Consider the following 14,765-nt stretch of genomic DNA (forward strand, 5'->3'; position numbering starts at 1 on the left):
TAAAGCTACTCACTCCCTCAGGAAAACCCTGTAGGTTCTCCCTTCCTTCACGCGAGTTATCAGTCCCTTCTCCTCCATCTCGCGGAGGATTATGCTGACCTTCGCCTTTGAAACGCCCAGCTTTTCGGCAAGCTCGCTCTGGAGAATAGGCCCTTCCTTCAGGATTGCCAAAACCTTCTCCTCGTCTGTTCTCAGGTGGGCCACCTCCTCGCTCCGCTTCCTCTCGCGGTAGAGGATGTAGCCGTAAACGCCGCCACCGCCAACTACCAGCCCCGCCATGAATATAGCCACGTAAACTAGCGGCGAAGTCTGCTTGGGCGGCGTTATCTCTCCGGAAAAGCCGACTATGAAGTAGAACTCGTCCCCCGGACGGACGTTACTGCGCTTCCATTCGAGAAGAAGTCTGTTCGTTGAGCTCTCAACCCTGTCAGGCGAGGGGATTATCGGTGAGAGTATGGCGTAGCCCTTCGGGACGAGCAGCTGCATGTGAAAGACCCCAACAGGCTGGCTGAACTTAACGTAGTACGTGAACTGCTGCTTCTCACCGTTCTTGCTTATCATGCCCCGGGTTGTAAATGCCAGATTTATCCGGGCGCTCTGGCCAGGCTTGATGGTGGGAAACGTCATATATACTGCGTTGGTTCCCCCAAGGACTTCCCTGACGGTAACGTTAATTCTCTCCACAGTATTCCCTAAGTCCAGCACGGCGCTGGCATTCTCCACAGGGTAGTCCGTGTAGATAACGTACTGGGTAAGATTGGTGTAGGATGTCACGTCTATCTCGATAGTTTCCTTGATGTTATCTGGGCTAATCACCTCAAAGTAGACCGCGTAGGCGTTTATTTCATAGTCGTACTCCCCTGCGCCGACCAGCGGGAGGAAAAGGAGAGATAGAATCAGGAATAACCCGATTACAGCTGACTTCCTTCCGAGGGATTTTTGATTTTTAGGAGCGGGCATACGTCCATACACTCCCTGCAGTGGGTGCACAGCACAGGGTCGACCACGATTTTTCTGCTCTTCGGGTCAATGCTGAGTGCCCCTTCCGGACACTTGCCGACGCAGACGCCGCAGCCAACGCACTCATAGGCCCTCTTGACGAGGTAATATGCCTGCACCGCCTCCCTGGAGTCGCCCGTATAGGCACCATCCGGTTTAAATGTAACATCGCCCGCTCTTATGTAGTTTTCGCCTTCCTCGACCTCCCCCAGGATTGGAGCAACTTCCTTAATCCTTTTCAGGTTCACAACGGTGTTGAAGCGGGTCACGAAGCCGTCCCCGGTCTCTTCGATGGAGTACCTCACGGGCTCCCAGGAACGGTCATCCCTGACCTCTATTCCCAGCTCCCTTGCTATGGCCTTCTCTCCCCTGCTGAGCCTCTTCCAGCGCCAGAAGCCGTAGGTTATCCACTCATCGGGCATTCCAAAGCGCTTCTGCCAGACCTTAAGCTCCCTCTCCCACTTGGCCCATAGTTCGGGCTTCTCTTCCTTCAGTGTGTAGATTTCCGCCAGGGATGAACTCGGACAGAGGAAGCAGCCTATCCTGTCAAGCCTGTCCTCGTAGAGCGGGTTGTACTTAAGGTTTCTGCTGAAGATGTAGAGCCACACCTCAAGCGCGCGCCAGTGGAATATCGGTGAAGCGCCGGTCTCGTTCGGCACCCAGGGGTTCTTCCATATCCGGGGCTGCTTGAAGCGTTTTATGCTCTCGTATTTACGCTGACCTACGAACATCAAAACGCCCTGCGGATAGTTCTCCTTTATTGCCATCGTTATCGGGCCGAGCTTGGTGACCTTACAGCACCAGCGGTAATCGCGACCGGGCGGCGAGAAGACGTGGAGGGCGCGCCAGAATGCATCGCCGGCATCGGCAACGATGAACTTTATACCCTTCGGCTCAAGCTCCTTCCTCAGTTCCTCGACGTATTCAAGCGTTTCGGGGAACTCTATTCCTGTGTTGTTGAAGAAGACCGTAAAGCCCTCGTCCCCGAATTCTTCCAAAGCCAGGCCGAGAACCGCCAGACTGTCCTTGCCGCCGGAGAAAGCCACTGCAACCGGAAGGTCAGAGTAGCGGGTGGCAGTCTTCCTCATGAAGCGCCTCGCTTCCTCTACTTTTTTCTCCAGCTCGATGGAGTTGGCCCTCAGCACATCTTCCATCGTGGCCTTTCTGCCCTCGCGGTAGTTCACACTCTTCTGCCGCCTGACCTTGACACCGGTTCCGCGCTCCTTGTTGGCCAGGGCTTCGTAGTCCTTCTTCGCTATGCCCGTCGCGATGACGTCTCCGCCCTCGGAAATGAGAACCACATCATCGTTCCGCCTTATGCTCCCCTCAGCCTCGATTATGCCGACTGGCAGGAGGTTGGAGCCGTTGAGTATGGGCTCTATGGCCCCTTCATCGACGATTATCCACTTCCTCATGGACCTTCCGAATCGCTTCCAGAGGGCAATGGCTCCCTCGACCTTTAAACCTGGCTTCCACTTCAGCTCCAACGGGTCGAAGCGCACCCAGCCGAAAACGTAGCCGTCGAGGATTATCTCGTAGGCGTCGTCCTCCCCTGGAGTCTTGCTGAGCAGTACGATTTTGCCCTCGAAGAGTTCACCAACGTCCACGCCGTAGTGCTCCTTGAAGACCGAGCGGATGAACTCGGTGTCCTTTTCGAAGGCAAAACGCAGGTCGCCCGGTGGGGTTATGGCGAGCTTGAACACTCCCTCTTTCCCATGGACGGCGCAGGAATCGCCAATGAGCGGGACGTTGCACTCCTCGCACCAGTGAATGTAGGCTTTGCCAAGGAAGACCGGCCTTCCCATTTTCCCTCACCTGTGGCGAGAAGGGAGCGGGGGTTTATAAAGGCGATTGACGGCAATAGCACCAACTAAAAGTTTTTAAAGGATTTATACTTTAACATTCGTTGAAAACAACTGGAGGCGATAGTAATGCCGGCTTTTGCAAGTGCTGCCCTGCTGATCCTTGGGGTTTTTCTTTTGATAATGCTCCTGCTGAGCGTCAAGGTGATAAGGCCGTACCAGAAGGGCCTCGTCGAGAGGCTCGGAAAGTTCAACAGGATCCTTGAACCGGGAATACACTTCATAATCCCTTTCATGGAGCGCGTTAGAGTCGTGGACATGCGCGAGCACGTCGTTGATGTCCCCCCGCAGGAGGTCATCTGTAAGGACAACGTGGTTGTCACCGTTGATGCCATCGTCTACTACCAGATACTTGACCCGGTCAAGGCCGTCTACAACGTCAGCAACTTCCTCATGGCGATAATCAAGCTCGCGCAAACTAATTTGCGTGCCATAATAGGTGAAATGGAGCTCGACGAGACCCTCAGCGGGAGGGACATAATCAACGCCAAGCTGAGGGAGGAGCTCGACAAGATAACCGACCGCTGGGGTGTCAAGATAACCCGCGTTGAGATACAGCGCATAGACCCGCCCAAGGACATTCAGGAGGCCATGGCCAAGCAGATGACGGCCGAGCGTGAAAAGAGGGCCATGATACTCATCGCAGAGGGTAAGAAGGAGGCCGCCATTAAGGAAGCGGAGGGACAGAAGCAGGCAGCGATACTCAAGGCAGAGGGTGAGAAACAGAGGCAGATACTCGTGGCGGAGGGCCAGGCCGAGGCGATAAGGAAGGTTCTCGAAGCTCTAAGCCAGGCTGACGAGAAGTACCTGACCCTCCAGTACATCGAGAAGATGCCCGAGCTGGCCAAGTACGGCAACCTCATCGTACCCTACGATACCGAATCCCTCATCGGCCTGCTGAGGATACTCCAGAAGGTCAAGGAGACGCCCCTTCCAGAACCCAAGCCGCCCGAGAAGGGAAACCCCGGTAAAAATTCAGCGGGCGGGGAAAAGGCTTAAACCACTCCCCACTAATTTTTAACGGTGGTGGACATGGACCCCCTCCCGATTTTTCTCCTCATACTCGGCCTCCTGACGGTCGTCCTCGACATGATGGTGACGGCATTTATAACTCCAATCGGCGTGGCAATGATAGTCCTCGGCCTCCTGATGGGCTTTGGCGTGAACTTTACCGAGAGCTTCGTGGTGGCACTCATAGCGGCGCTCATCTCGTACATTGCGGTGGGCAGATACATCAGGAAAGACGTCCAGGACGCCGGCAAGGGCAAGTACACCTTTGAACTGAAGGGTAAGCGTGGAAAGGTGGTGGAGATTGGGAAAGATCACTACATAGTCGAGCTTGAGGGGGACAGGTGGATAGCCCTCGCCAAGGGTGGCGAAAAGCTGAAAATAAACGACGTGGTCGAAGTCGTTGACGTTGACGGAGTCAAGCTCATAGTGAAAAGGGTTCTGGAATAAAAACCGGAGTCAGCCGGGCAGGCATTCCCTGGCCTCTTTCCACAGCTCCCCCAGCGTTTTCCCTATCCTTGTGAACAGGCCGTTTCTGTAAACCACTTCCCCGTTCACCATCACCAGCTCGACGTCACTGCCCCTCGTCGAGTAGACGATGTGGGAATACAGGTTCTCCCCCAGAAGGAACTGGGGCTTTCTTGCGTTTATCAGCACGAGGTCCGCGAGATAGCCAGGTTTTATCAGGCCCGCCTTCAGCTTCAAAGCTTTGGCACCGCCAGCGGTCGCCCAGCGGAAGACCTCCTTAGCACTGGCAACGTCCGTCCTTCTCCGCCAGACCTTGTTTAAGACGGCCGCAAAGCGCATCTCCTCAAATGGATCCATCATTCCGACAGGGTTCGGGGAGTCGTTGCCGAGGGCTATGTTCGTGCCATTCTGGGCCAGCTCGATTATCGGAGCTATCCTGCCTTCGAGCTTCGCCATGCTCAGGGAGCAGTGGACGAGCGCTGCTCCGCTCCCCGAGTAGAGACCCACCTCTTTTTCGCTCAGGTAGATGCCGTGGACGCCGATCAGGTGATCGTCCAGGACACCGGCCCTTTCAAGGTACTCCACAGGCGTGAGGCCGTAGCGCTGCTTTACCGTCTCAACCTCCCCCATACTCTGGGAGAGGTGGACGTGGATTAACGCGTTCCTCTCGTGAGCGAAGCCGCCGATCTCCTGCATAAGCTCAAGCGAGACGGTGTTTGTGGCGTGGGGCGCCAAAGTCGGCCTGACAAGCTCATCCTTTCCGTCCCAGCGCCTGAAGAAGCGGAAGCCCTCCTCCGGCGCGGCTATTGGAAAGTCCACCGCGTCCATGACGGTCTGGCCCACAAACGCCCTGATTCCAAGCTCCCTTGCCGCCTCCGCTATCTCGTCCGCAAAGAAGTAGTGGTCGTTTATCGTCGTCGAGCCGTTTGCCAGAGCCTCCGCCATTCCGAGAAGGGCCCAGCGACGTATCTCCTCGGGGGTCCACTCAAGCTCCGCCGGCCAGATGACGTCGTTGAGCCACTGCTCGATAGGAATGTCCTCGCCGAGCCCTCTGAACTTCGCCATCGCGACGTGGGTGTGCGCGTTTACAAGGCCGGGCAGGATGATATATCCCTTTCCACCGTAGATTTCATCAACGTCGTACTCCTCGAGATCCTCAGCCGGCACAACGTCCGCTATCACAGCCCCGTCCACTATTACAGCAGACCCTCTCAGGACGCCCTTGGAATCAACCGCAGTCCCCACCACCGCCTTCATGCTCCCACCAGTAAGACATCCCCCTCGGTCGAGTTAAACTTTTGGGTTAGCGCTCCTCCATCTTCGCAGCTATCCACGCCAGGAGGAGGATGAACGCCATACCCCCCACAAACGAGCCGCCGATGTAGAGTGCCTTCTCCCCGAGGGACATCATCCCGGGCCCCGGGGTCTCCGGAACGCTCCCGTTGCCGGGCACGGTAACCGTGACGACCTTGGTCACCACCTCCTTCTGGCAGGTGGAATTCGTGCTTTCCCTGCTCGGTTGGGGCGGTGCCCGAACCTCTATCACCGTGGAGTTGTAGAAGACCTCCCCGTAGCTCTCTACACCGACCGTTATTTCGTACTCACCGGGGGACGTTGGGATGAGCGTGAGGTGGTACACCTTCTCCTTCCCCGGATCCAGGGCATCCTTCCGCACCAGCCACCTCCCGTACGCCGTGAAGTTCTCCGCAATAACTCCGAATCCACCAGGCATCGCCACGGTTAGGGTGAAGGGAACCCCGGCGTTCCCCTGGTTGAACACGGTTACGTTGAGGGGTATCCCCTCACCCGCAATCCCGCTTCCGGCCGCGACATGCACACGGTAAAAGATATCGGCGGGGGCCACGACCACCCTCCGGTTCTCAGAGCTGAACCTCACCTCACCGATGCCGTAGCAGGAGAGGCCGTAGGGGACGTGGCCAACAACCACGGCGCTACCAAGCGTCAGATTTCCCTGCCCCACCGGGAGTATGCTCAGCGGTATCTCCAGGCTCGACCCCGCGGGCAGGTCTTCCACATAGCTCTTGTAGCCCCCCATCACCCTGAACTCGCTGGTGAGATTGAGCCTGATCTCAACGTACCGGACATCATCCGGCCCTTCGTTCTTTATTACGATCTTTGCGTCGAAAGGAACGAACTGTGTGGCGTTCTCAGGGGCCAGGAACGAAACGTTCAGCAGGGCCGCATCGCTGGCCCGTGGGAGGGCACCTACGTCCAGAAACGCCAAAGTGCGGATCTCCCGGGAACCACCTTCAACGCGGGCTTCGAGGGCGCCCACGGTCAGGCCGCCGTAAGAAATGCCCGACGAAACGTCGCCTATACGGATGAAGCCGCTCTTCAGCGCACCCCCGCACTGGTTCATTATTGAGACGTAGGCGCTGTCCCCCACGATCCTCTCGATCCTGAGCAGATAAGGCCCGACCCTTACCGTCTTCCCCTCCTTGAGCCACGAATCGAAAAAGGGGAGCGCCTTCACCCTGACGTAGGCGCCCTTGAGCAGCACCGTTACGGGCAGATATTCCGAACCGACGGGGTCGCCCACCTCGATCACAACTCCCTCCGCGTCAACAGTGTCGCCGGGCTCGGCGGGGTACCTCCTGCCGTTAACAGAGAGCTCGATTATCTCCTCCACTTCACCGTTCGCCCCCAGTGAAGCGGTGTAGTTTACAAATTCCAGCGACCAGTCGCCAATGGAGACGGCGGCCCCCCTCTGGAGGTAGCCCTCAAACAGGACTGGCATCGGATCCAGCGATATCCTGAGCCTCCCGTACAGAACAGCAGTCCCCGGGCGGACGCCGACCTCTGTGGAGCCGGAGCCGTTTGACAGCACCAATACAGCGGAATCCCTGTCAACAGACTTCAGAACAAGCCTGTATTCTCCCAGGTGGAGGGCTTCCCCCTCCAAGAGGTAGGGGAACCCGTAAGATACATTGACATAGCTCGCCGCGGACGTTGTAACGCCCCCCCGGAACGCAAGGTACGCCCTCCCGAACGAAAGGTTGTTCCCTAAGGGGAGCGCCGCGGGGCCATTCTGGCCCCCGTCCAGACCCACGAGTACCGATCCGCCGTCCACGGACATGTCCTCAAGCAGAATCGCACCCCACGGGGAACCGATTTCTGAGGGGATCTCAAACCATCCGCTTATGGTCGAATCGGCCGCCGCACCTGAGAGCGTGATCAGGAACGCAAGAATGACAGCCAGCCTTCTCAAGGTACCACCCCCGTGACACTCAGGAGGAAGGTTGTTACCGAGGTGAAGCTCATCATCTTCCCCATAACAACGCTGCCGATGTACTGTCCTATGGCGGCAAGCCAGACCAGGACAACGAAGTAGTAAACCGTTATTCCGAGGTGCCCGCCATCTGCAAACTTTATGGAGAGCGCCGATATGAGGCAGTGAACCACCAGTATCACCGTCAGGATGTATCCGGTAATTCTAATGCCCGTCTCGGAGGGTATGAAGATTATGCTCTGCAGGAAGTCCCCCTGTACAGGGAGGCTGGAAAAAAGCTGGTTCATGTATATTGCAACCTGGAACGCGGAGGCAACGGAGAACGCAAAGGCCCCCGTTATGCCGTATATGACCCCCCTGAAACTCGCCACAGTCTGGGCACGCTTCCGCCTGAGCCTTATAAGCCTTTCAAAATTCCTGGAGATTACCATACCTACGTAGTCGGGCTCTGCACCGAGCTTTATGCTTTTCTGAAATATCTCCGAAAAGATCCCAATGAGCCAGCTCCCAGTGTCCATCGTGAAGTACCGCCATGACTTGCTGTTGTCTATCCTCATTGAGACCCTCCGGTAGAGGTTCCGTATGTCCTGGGTCAGGACCCCAAAATCATGGGAGCTCAGGTATTTGAGAACGAGGTGGAGAGAGGCACCGCTCGCCGCTAGAGAGGAGCTCAGACTCCTCATGAACGCCGGGAAGTTCTCGTCCTTTACTAAGATCCGCTTCTCCTCTCTGTCTAGGGTTTTCCCCAGATGCATGAGGGGAGTCAGGATTATGGCCATCTGTATGAGGGGAGGGACGTCAAAGCGGGGCCTCAGCAGGAGCGCGACAAACAGCGCGGCCACCGCCACGCCCGCAACGGACATAATGGCCGCCCTGAAGAACCTTGCCTTCCTCTCGGAGGTCATGGCGTAGTCCGCCCATATCCTGTCTTCGGGCATTTTGTATTTTATGACCAGCATGACCCCAAGCTCCGTTGTTAAAACGAGAACGAACATGAAAGCGCTGAGGCTGACTATGTCCTGTCCGGTTATGATGGGGCCTATGATGATGAACGTCACCATGAAGACCACGGAGATTATGAGGGAGGAGTATATTTCTTTAAACACGTCCAGATCGTAGAGCGCACCTTCGTAGAACGTCTCGTAGTCGTCCATGACAGTCTTCTGCTCCTGGAGTAGGTAGTCCCTCAGCTCAACACCGCTGTCGAGGGAGTATGCAAGCCTGTCAAGGAAGTCAGCAAAGACCTTGCTCGGCGTCCTCCGCGCTAGGAACCTCAGCGCCTCAGGCATCCCCCTGTGGAGCTTGGCTATGAGGTAGTAAACCTTTTTCATGTCGCTTGCTATTGGTTCCAGTATCTTCTCCGTGGCGAGGTTCCATATAAGCTCGCTCCTGCCCACGTCGCTGGTGGACAGAACCGCAAAGTACGTGGCGAAGTACGGGATCTTGGAGTTTATCTGAACCCTTTTGCTGCTGATTTTGGCGTAGGGGTATGCAAAGGCATAGACTAGGGGCAGAACGGGCATGCCGTAGAGGGCGAAGGACAGGGCCGTTGGGAGGGTAACGAGCCTCTTGAGCAGGGAAACCACTACAAAGAGGGCCACCGCGCCGAGCAGGCTGGGCAGGAGAACCTTTCTGAGATAATCGCGCATGTTGATTCCCGACTGCACCAGTATTCCCGCCTTCTGCCCAGCCATCGTACCACCTCACAGTCTGAAGCTCAGCCCCTCTATTCCCTTCTCGTAAAACGCCTTTATCTCGCGGTGGACGGCGTAGTAGTCTGTTATTCCGAGCTCGACCATCCTCTTGATGATCCTGGCCCTCAGGAAGAGCTCGTTGTATATCTCCTTCGGGTCTTCGTAGCCGGCCACCTCGGCTATCTTCCTCTCAAGGATGTAGGAGTTGTTCATCCCGCGGAAGATGTGCCTGTCCGTGACGGAGTCCCACTCGAAGACGTTCCTGGTTGCAACTCCCCCGAGTTCCTCGTAGTAGCCCTCAATCTCAACGACGCTGACAACCCTCCTCAGAAACTTACCGCGCACGTAAACGGCCTGCTGGAAAAGGGCGATGTTGAGGTTGTCAATGAAGGTGACTGGGATGTTTATCGGAGAGCCTGTGAAGCGCTGTATCATCTTCCTGACGTCGCCGGCATGGAACGTGGCCATGACGGGGTGCCCCGTCTGCATTGCCTGGAAGGCTATAGCGCCCTCGGCACCGCGAATCTCACCGACTATGATGTAATTTGGCCTCGAACGGAGGGCGGCTTTTAGGAGGTCGAAGAGGGTAACCCTGCTCTCCTCCGGGCCCCTCTCACGGGTCGTGAGCCTCTGCCAGTTCTTGTGGGGGACGACAACCTCCGGGGTGTCCTCAGCTGTGTAGATTTTAGCCTCCGGCTTTATGAAGGGGATGATTGAGTTGAGCGTGGTAGTCTTTCCGCTCGCCGTCTCACCGCAGACGAAGATGCTCATCCCGTACTCGAGGGCGAGCCAGAGGTAGGCGGCAACTTCCGCAGAGAATGTGTTCCACTTCACGAGCTGGATGACGCTGAGCGGCGTTGCGGAGAACTTACGGATCGTCGCACTCGGGCCCTGGATGCTGACGTCTGGAGAGTAGATGATGTTGATACGCGAACCGTCCGGCAGGGTTCCGTCCACTATCGGGTTCTTGTCGCTTACCGGCCTCCCCATCCTCTCGCTGAGGTTCTTGAAGTAGTCAGCCAGGCGGAGGTTGTCGCCGAAGGTTATGTTGGTCTCCATGGCGTCGAATATCTTGTGGATGAGCGAGACGTAGTTGGCCCCTATTATGTGGATGTCCTCTATGTAGGGGTCGCGCATGAGGGGCTCAAGCGGGCCGATACCTATTATGTCTCTCTTAAGCAGGTAGCGGAACTTTGCAACATCGGCGGCCGTAAAGGTGACCCGTCTGCGGCTGAAGAGGCCCCCGCCCAGCTTACTCAGGGCCTCGTCAACCAGATCGTCGAGAAAGCGCTCAAATTCCTCTGGATCCTCAGGAATCCTCTTGTCAGGAGCCAGCTCCAGTATCTTGTCCTTGAGAAGGTCGTACTTCCTCTCCTCCTCCACGCCGGTTATCCTCGGCTCGATTATGATGTACCTCTTTTCCGTGTTCATGTCGCCGTAGATGTGGATGAAGATCGGGTCACCCACGGGGTATATTATGTTGGGGTACTTTATGTCCTTCATGTCCCTGCTGAGCTGGGGATGGAACTCGGGGAACTTGCCCGTCTTCCTGACGAACTGGTCTATATACTTCCTCAGGTGGGGGTTCCTTGCAACCGCAGCCTCAAGACTGTCGCTGACGTTCCCCACTGCCGGCATGCTACACCACCGCGGCTATTTCAACGATGAACCCCACCCTAGGCTCGACCCTGAAGGGTATTATCTTCTGGAATATCCCCGCGGCGTTGTTGTACTTCACTATCGTGGCAGAGTTCTTCAGATCCCCGCCGAAGGTCTTTACGCTCAGCCTGATGAGCAGGCTCGACGCCTCTTCAAGGATCCTGAGAAACCTCCTCTCGACATCGTCGGGGTTTACCGTCATTATGACTACCCTTCCCAGGGAGCTCACCCTCTTGATATGAAGTGAGAACGCCCGTATTTCGTCCTCCCCCAGCTCGGGCGGCAGGAGGGATGACAGTGAATCTATTATGACGGCGTCGGTCTTCCAGAGCCTCGGCTCACCCATGAACCTGGACAGGAACCTTTTCCTCTCAGAAAGCCCGACAAGTAGAGGGTAGAATGATACGAAAACAAGACGCCTCCTGATGAGATCCTGGATTATCCCATACCCCAGCGAGTCCATCTGGCTTATGAACTCCGGCGTGGTGTACTGGCTGGAGACGTACGTGGCGGTGTGGCCGTTTTTGAGGAAGCCGTAGAGCAGTCTCTGGGAGAATATGGACTTACCCGTTCCCCTGTCACCTTCTATGAGCACGACGCTTCCCGCGGGAATCCCGCCACCAAGACGCCTGTGGAGCTCGTCGTTGGGTATCTGGATCTTAAAGAGGCGCCCCATGTTGATCACCCTGTGCGGAACACCAGAGACCTCCTCTTCCCGGTTTCAAGGACAACGGTGATCCTGTGATAGCCGGTCGAGTTTATGAAGGACGAGGGCACGTAGATCATGCCCACATCGTAGGGGGCCAGCATGCCGGAGGGATCAAAGGTCAGGTTGGAGGGCGGGATCATCCCCCCGTCAACCATGACAATTATCGAGCTCGCGTCAAAGGATATGGGCGTACTGCCAGTATTGCGAACGTAGAAAACATACGAATTGTTCAGCAGGGGTATCCTCTCAGGGTCGTTGATTATTTCAAAGTCAGTGCGCAGGTCTTTGGCAACGGCACGCCCCTTTATGACTATACCGTCCGATATATCCTGCGTAACCACGTACAGCCCCCCAGCCACCATCCCTGCCACCAGCAGCGAGACTATGAACAGCACCAGCTCTGACACCACTGAGCCCGCCATCGCTACCCCTCCACCGGACAGTACCATGCACTGCTGACCACCTGGGGGGCCCCACTGGTGGTGTTTCCCACCCACTCCCACTTTACCTTCAGGGCGCATCCGACCTCCGTGCTCACCACCAGGGAGTGAACCACTCCGGGATCCTTCTGGACGTTGAGCACCGTCACGTTGGCCCATTCTCCCGGCAGGAGGTACTCCGTCCGGGGGGACACAACGGACGGTGCGGCGATGACGCCGTCATAGATAAACGCCCATCTCGTGGGGGAGGTTACGCTCCCCGCGTTGGTGATGTTGAAGGTTATGTCGTAGACTGTGACGTTGGAGAGTGTTGCAAAGCTGTAGCCTGAGAGTTCGAGCCTTATGGTCCTCTCCTTCAGCACCATTCTGTTGTAGTCCTCCAGCGCCCCGTGTATCTCGGAATAGGCGTTCTCGCTTGAGACATAGAGCACCCCGAACGAGACTAGTGCGGCTATGAGCACCACTGCAAAGGCCGCGGGAACGCTGACACCCATCGGGATCCCCTAAACACCATAGACGTCCTCCAGCACTCTGCCGATTATCCTCATCTCCCTCTCTATGGCGTCCATAACCTCCCGGGTTATCCTGACACCCCTGAGCCGCTCTATGAATAGCAGGGAGACGAGGTGATCCTGAATCGTGAGCTTCTCATCGGGCCTCCAGTCCGACTCCCTGTGGTGGGGCCTTATGCCTTCCGCGTACCTCAGCAGTGTGTACAGCACCTCCTCAGAGATCCACCCTATCTGGTAGTAGAACTCAAGGACGTTCTCAAGGTTCTGCATGCCGACCCGGTCTATGAGGAACCCAAGCCACTTCAGGGCCATCATTGTGGACACCATGTCCGTCGGTATGCGTTCGAGCCGGGCCTTTGTGTCCGACGGGCTTATGAGGAGGTTCTTGATATCCTGAGGAATATCAAAGCCCTTTGGAACCTCAAACTCCCTTTCCACCTGACCCACCTCCCGGCTATCGGGGGCTGAAGCGTTTAATGCCCCCGTGGCAGTCTCAGACTCAACGGCGGGAGACCCCCTGCTGGGATCTAGCGAACCTTTGGAATCAAGAATATCCCCCACGGAACCTGACGGGGCCTCCCCTGCTGAAGCGTTCCGTCCCCCGTTCACTTCAGGTAAACCTGACTGGCTCTGAGACAGATTCAAAAGCTGATTCCTGATCTCCTCAAGGTAGCGGCCTATCTCCTCCACACGGCTGTCCAGCCTGGACAGCTTCTCTATCTGTCCAGTGTAGACCTGGAGCACCCTGTCCACGACCCTGTCAACCTGCTCGGGAGTCAGTATGTCTTTCTTTTTCATAAGCCGTCCCTTTAGGTCTTCGATGAGGAAGTTCGGAACCTTGCCCCTAAGACGTTTCAGCCTCTCGTCTATCTCCACCTCTGTGATCATGTTCTCCCCTCCGACAGGGCATCGTATATCAGCTCATCGAGATCAACACCATCTATGACAAGGAGCCTGAGATCAGATTTTATCTGGGATATCTCGGCTTTCAGGCTCTCAACCTGCTCACTAAGCTCCTGTATCTCGCCAAGCAGGGGGTTGGACGAATCAACGTCCTTGAACGGGTTAATCTGCTGTGAGACGATTTCGTAGAGGACCATAACGTCCTTTATCACCCTGTCGAGCCTGTCTATCTCCTCACGGAGCTCGTTTATCTGGGTCTTGAGGGTGTCTATGCTGACCTTGATGCGGGGAATGTCGTTCTCAATCTCGTTTATCCGGGTCATGACCTGGGTCAGGAGCTCGTCCTCGGCCCCCTTTCCGGGCCCCTCCTCGAGGGTCTCCTGCGCGGGCCCCTCCTGGAGCTCGTCCAGCTTTATGATTTCCCGGTTTTCCACCGGAGCCTCAACACCATCCCCTTCCTTTCCGCCCTCCCCGTTCCCTTTCTTGAACTTGTTCTTCAGGTATGAAAAGGACATCGTGATCACCTTGGAATGTTGTTAGGGAAAAGGAAAAGTGAAAAAGGCGGGAAAGATGTCACTTGAGGTCGAGGATAGTCTGCTGGCTGTAGCTGGACGGGGTAACAACCTTGGTGTAGCCAGGAGCACCGACTTCGGGTTTGAGCTCAACGGAAATCTCGGTTCTTGGCTTAACAGTACCAAAGACCTGGCTGGTGTCAATAGTAAGGATGACTACATCACCAGCGTTGATGGTCGGGTTGCTTGCACTGAGGGATCCATCTGCATCCTGTATGACGATGATACCAAAGTGTGTGCTGTCCAGGTTTGTCCAAGCAAGGTTGCTCGTGTTGCTAAAGAGATCGCTTGGGATTACTGAGCTAAAAGCCGCGGTAGTTGCATTACCCCACTTGTATCTAAGAGTAGCAACAGTGTTACCGTCGTCAAGGATGAGAACAGTCTGGTTGAGATCAATTGGCTCCGAACCCGGCCTGAGGCTGACATAAACAGCCATCTTGTCCATGCTGCTGCCAGTAGAGTCAACGTGTCCAAGAACCTTGTCAATGCTTATACCCGTAGCAACCTGCTGGGTCGTCTGCCTGCCGGTGGACTCAGCCCTCTGCTGGAGGTAGCCGCTGGTGTTGATGAGAACCGCGGCAGCCACTGCAGCCACAAGAACCATGGCTATGAACACAATCAGGGTGCCGATACCCACAGCACCCCTCTTTTTCCTGAGCAACTTCATCACGTGGCACCCCCTTAGGGAT

At 56.2% G+C, this 14,765-nt stretch carries 14 protein-coding genes; 2 read left to right on the top strand and 12 right to left on the bottom strand.

The genetic code is table 11. From position 1 onward, the window contains the following. Positions 1-9 precede the first annotated feature (9 nt). The gene (locus tag E3E36_RS01455; protein ID WP_167893655.1) at positions 10-960 is read right to left on the bottom strand and encodes a MarR family transcriptional regulator; all 951 of its coding nucleotides are present in this window, start codon (positions 958-960) and stop codon (positions 10-12) included. Further along, positions 912-2,804 carry a phosphoadenosine phosphosulfate reductase family protein gene (locus E3E36_RS01460; RefSeq protein WP_167893656.1) on the bottom strand — a complete coding sequence of 631 codons (1,893 nt, stop codon included), beginning with the start codon at positions 2,802-2,804 and terminating at the stop codon, positions 912-914. The genes E3E36_RS01455 and E3E36_RS01460 overlap by 49 nt, the downstream gene beginning before the upstream one ends. 126 nt (positions 2,805-2,930) lie before the next feature. Here E3E36_RS01460 and E3E36_RS01465 point away from each other — a divergent pair, with 126 nt between their 5' ends. Further along, positions 2,931-3,860 carry an SPFH domain-containing protein gene (locus E3E36_RS01465; RefSeq protein WP_167893657.1) on the top strand — a complete coding sequence of 310 codons (930 nt, stop codon included), beginning with the start codon at positions 2,931-2,933 and terminating at the stop codon, positions 3,858-3,860. 33 nt (positions 3,861-3,893) lie between these two features. Beyond that, the gene (locus E3E36_RS01470) at positions 3,894-4,319 is read left to right on the top strand and encodes an NfeD family protein (protein ID WP_167894686.1); all 426 of its coding nucleotides are present in this window, start codon (positions 3,894-3,896) and stop codon (positions 4,317-4,319) included. Positions 4,320-4,328: 9 nt separating this feature from the next. Here E3E36_RS01470 and E3E36_RS01475 read toward each other — a convergent pair whose 3' ends face one another. From E3E36_RS01475 to E3E36_RS01520, 10 genes are read right to left on the bottom strand one after another with little or no spacing between them, the layout of a single operon-like run. Beyond that, positions 4,329-5,594, bottom strand: a complete 1,266-nt coding sequence (locus E3E36_RS01475; RefSeq protein WP_167893658.1) for an amidohydrolase family protein — start codon at positions 5,592-5,594, stop codon at positions 4,329-4,331. 46 nt (positions 5,595-5,640) lie between these two features. Beyond that, positions 5,641-7,566, bottom strand: a complete 1,926-nt coding sequence (locus E3E36_RS01480) for a hypothetical protein (protein WP_167893659.1) — start codon at positions 7,564-7,566, stop codon at positions 5,641-5,643. Beyond that, the gene (flaJ, locus tag E3E36_RS01485) at positions 7,563-9,281 is read right to left on the bottom strand and encodes an archaellar assembly protein FlaJ (RefSeq protein ID WP_167893660.1); all 1,719 of its coding nucleotides are present in this window, start codon (positions 9,279-9,281) and stop codon (positions 7,563-7,565) included. The genes E3E36_RS01480 and flaJ overlap by 4 nt, the downstream gene beginning before the upstream one ends. A 9-nt stretch (positions 9,282-9,290) precedes the next feature. Next, complete coding sequence (locus tag E3E36_RS01490) at positions 9,291-10,919, bottom strand: type II/IV secretion system ATPase subunit (protein ID WP_167893661.1); 1,629 nt, start codon at positions 10,917-10,919, stop codon at positions 9,291-9,293. Position 10,920: 1 nt separating this feature from the next. Then, complete coding sequence (locus E3E36_RS01495) at positions 10,921-11,616, bottom strand: ATPase domain-containing protein (protein WP_167893662.1); 696 nt, start codon at positions 11,614-11,616, stop codon at positions 10,921-10,923. A gap of 5 nt (positions 11,617-11,621) precedes the next feature. Beyond that, positions 11,622-12,071 (bottom strand): flagellar protein G, encoded by a 450-nt coding sequence (locus E3E36_RS01500; RefSeq protein ID WP_167893663.1) that lies wholly within the window; start codon positions 12,069-12,071, stop codon positions 11,622-11,624. A gap of 2 nt (positions 12,072-12,073) precedes the next feature. Beyond that, the gene (locus tag E3E36_RS01505; RefSeq protein ID WP_167893664.1) at positions 12,074-12,583 is read right to left on the bottom strand and encodes a hypothetical protein; all 510 of its coding nucleotides are present in this window, start codon (positions 12,581-12,583) and stop codon (positions 12,074-12,076) included. Between the two features lie 9 nt (positions 12,584-12,592). Further along, the gene (locus tag E3E36_RS01510; protein ID WP_167893665.1) at positions 12,593-13,489 is read right to left on the bottom strand and encodes a FlaD/FlaE family flagellar protein; all 897 of its coding nucleotides are present in this window, start codon (positions 13,487-13,489) and stop codon (positions 12,593-12,595) included. Continuing rightward, positions 13,486-14,019: a flagella accessory protein C gene (locus E3E36_RS01515; RefSeq protein ID WP_167893666.1), complete on the bottom strand. Its 534-nt coding sequence runs from the start codon at positions 14,017-14,019 to the stop codon at positions 13,486-13,488. Before E3E36_RS01515 ends, E3E36_RS01510 begins: the two co-directional genes overlap by 4 nt. Positions 14,020-14,077: 58 nt before the next feature. Next, positions 14,078-14,743: a flagellin gene (locus E3E36_RS01520; protein ID WP_167893667.1), complete on the bottom strand. Its 666-nt coding sequence runs from the start codon at positions 14,741-14,743 to the stop codon at positions 14,078-14,080. Positions 14,744-14,765 lie beyond the last annotated feature (22 nt).

The organism is Thermococcus sp. M36, from assembly GCF_012027355.1.
Lineage (GTDB): Archaea > Methanobacteriota_B > Thermococci > Thermococcales > Thermococcaceae > Thermococcus.

What these genes read in the sequence shown, in the direction of transcription:
- E3E36_RS01515 (WP_167893666.1), bottom strand. Translation starts at nt 14,019, where the DNA reads ATGTCCTTTTCATACCTGAAGAACAAGTTCAAGAAAGGGAACGGGGAG.
- E3E36_RS01505 (WP_167893664.1), bottom strand. Translation starts at nt 12,583, where the DNA reads ATGGGTGTCAGCGTTCCCGCGGCCTTTGCAGTGGTGCTCATAGCCGCA.
- E3E36_RS01490 (WP_167893661.1), bottom strand. Translation starts at nt 10,919, where the DNA reads ATGCCGGCAGTGGGGAACGTCAGCGACAGTCTTGAGGCTGCGGTTGCA.
- E3E36_RS01465 (WP_167893657.1), top strand. Translation starts at nt 2,931, where the DNA reads ATGCCGGCTTTTGCAAGTGCTGCCCTGCTGATCCTTGGGGTTTTTCTT.
- E3E36_RS01495 (WP_167893662.1), bottom strand. Translation starts at nt 11,616, where the DNA reads ATGGGGCGCCTCTTTAAGATCCAGATACCCAACGACGAGCTCCACAGG.
- E3E36_RS01460 (WP_167893656.1), bottom strand. Translation starts at nt 2,804, where the DNA reads ATGGGAAGGCCGGTCTTCCTTGGCAAAGCCTACATTCACTGGTGCGAG.
- E3E36_RS01510 (WP_167893665.1), bottom strand. Translation starts at nt 13,489, where the DNA reads ATGATCACAGAGGTGGAGATAGACGAGAGGCTGAAACGTCTTAGGGGC.
- flaJ (WP_167893660.1), bottom strand. Translation starts at nt 9,281, where the DNA reads ATGGCTGGGCAGAAGGCGGGAATACTGGTGCAGTCGGGAATCAACATG.
- E3E36_RS01500 (WP_167893663.1), bottom strand. Translation starts at nt 12,071, where the DNA reads ATGGCGGGCTCAGTGGTGTCAGAGCTGGTGCTGTTCATAGTCTCGCTG.
- E3E36_RS01470 (WP_167894686.1), top strand. Translation starts at nt 3,894, where the DNA reads ATGGACCCCCTCCCGATTTTTCTCCTCATACTCGGCCTCCTGACGGTC.
- E3E36_RS01520 (WP_167893667.1), bottom strand. Translation starts at nt 14,743, where the DNA reads ATGAAGTTGCTCAGGAAAAAGAGGGGTGCTGTGGGTATCGGCACCCTG.
- E3E36_RS01475 (WP_167893658.1), bottom strand. Translation starts at nt 5,594, where the DNA reads ATGAAGGCGGTGGTGGGGACTGCGGTTGATTCCAAGGGCGTCCTGAGA.
- E3E36_RS01455 (WP_167893655.1), bottom strand. Translation starts at nt 960, where the DNA reads ATGCCCGCTCCTAAAAATCAAAAATCCCTCGGAAGGAAGTCAGCTGTA.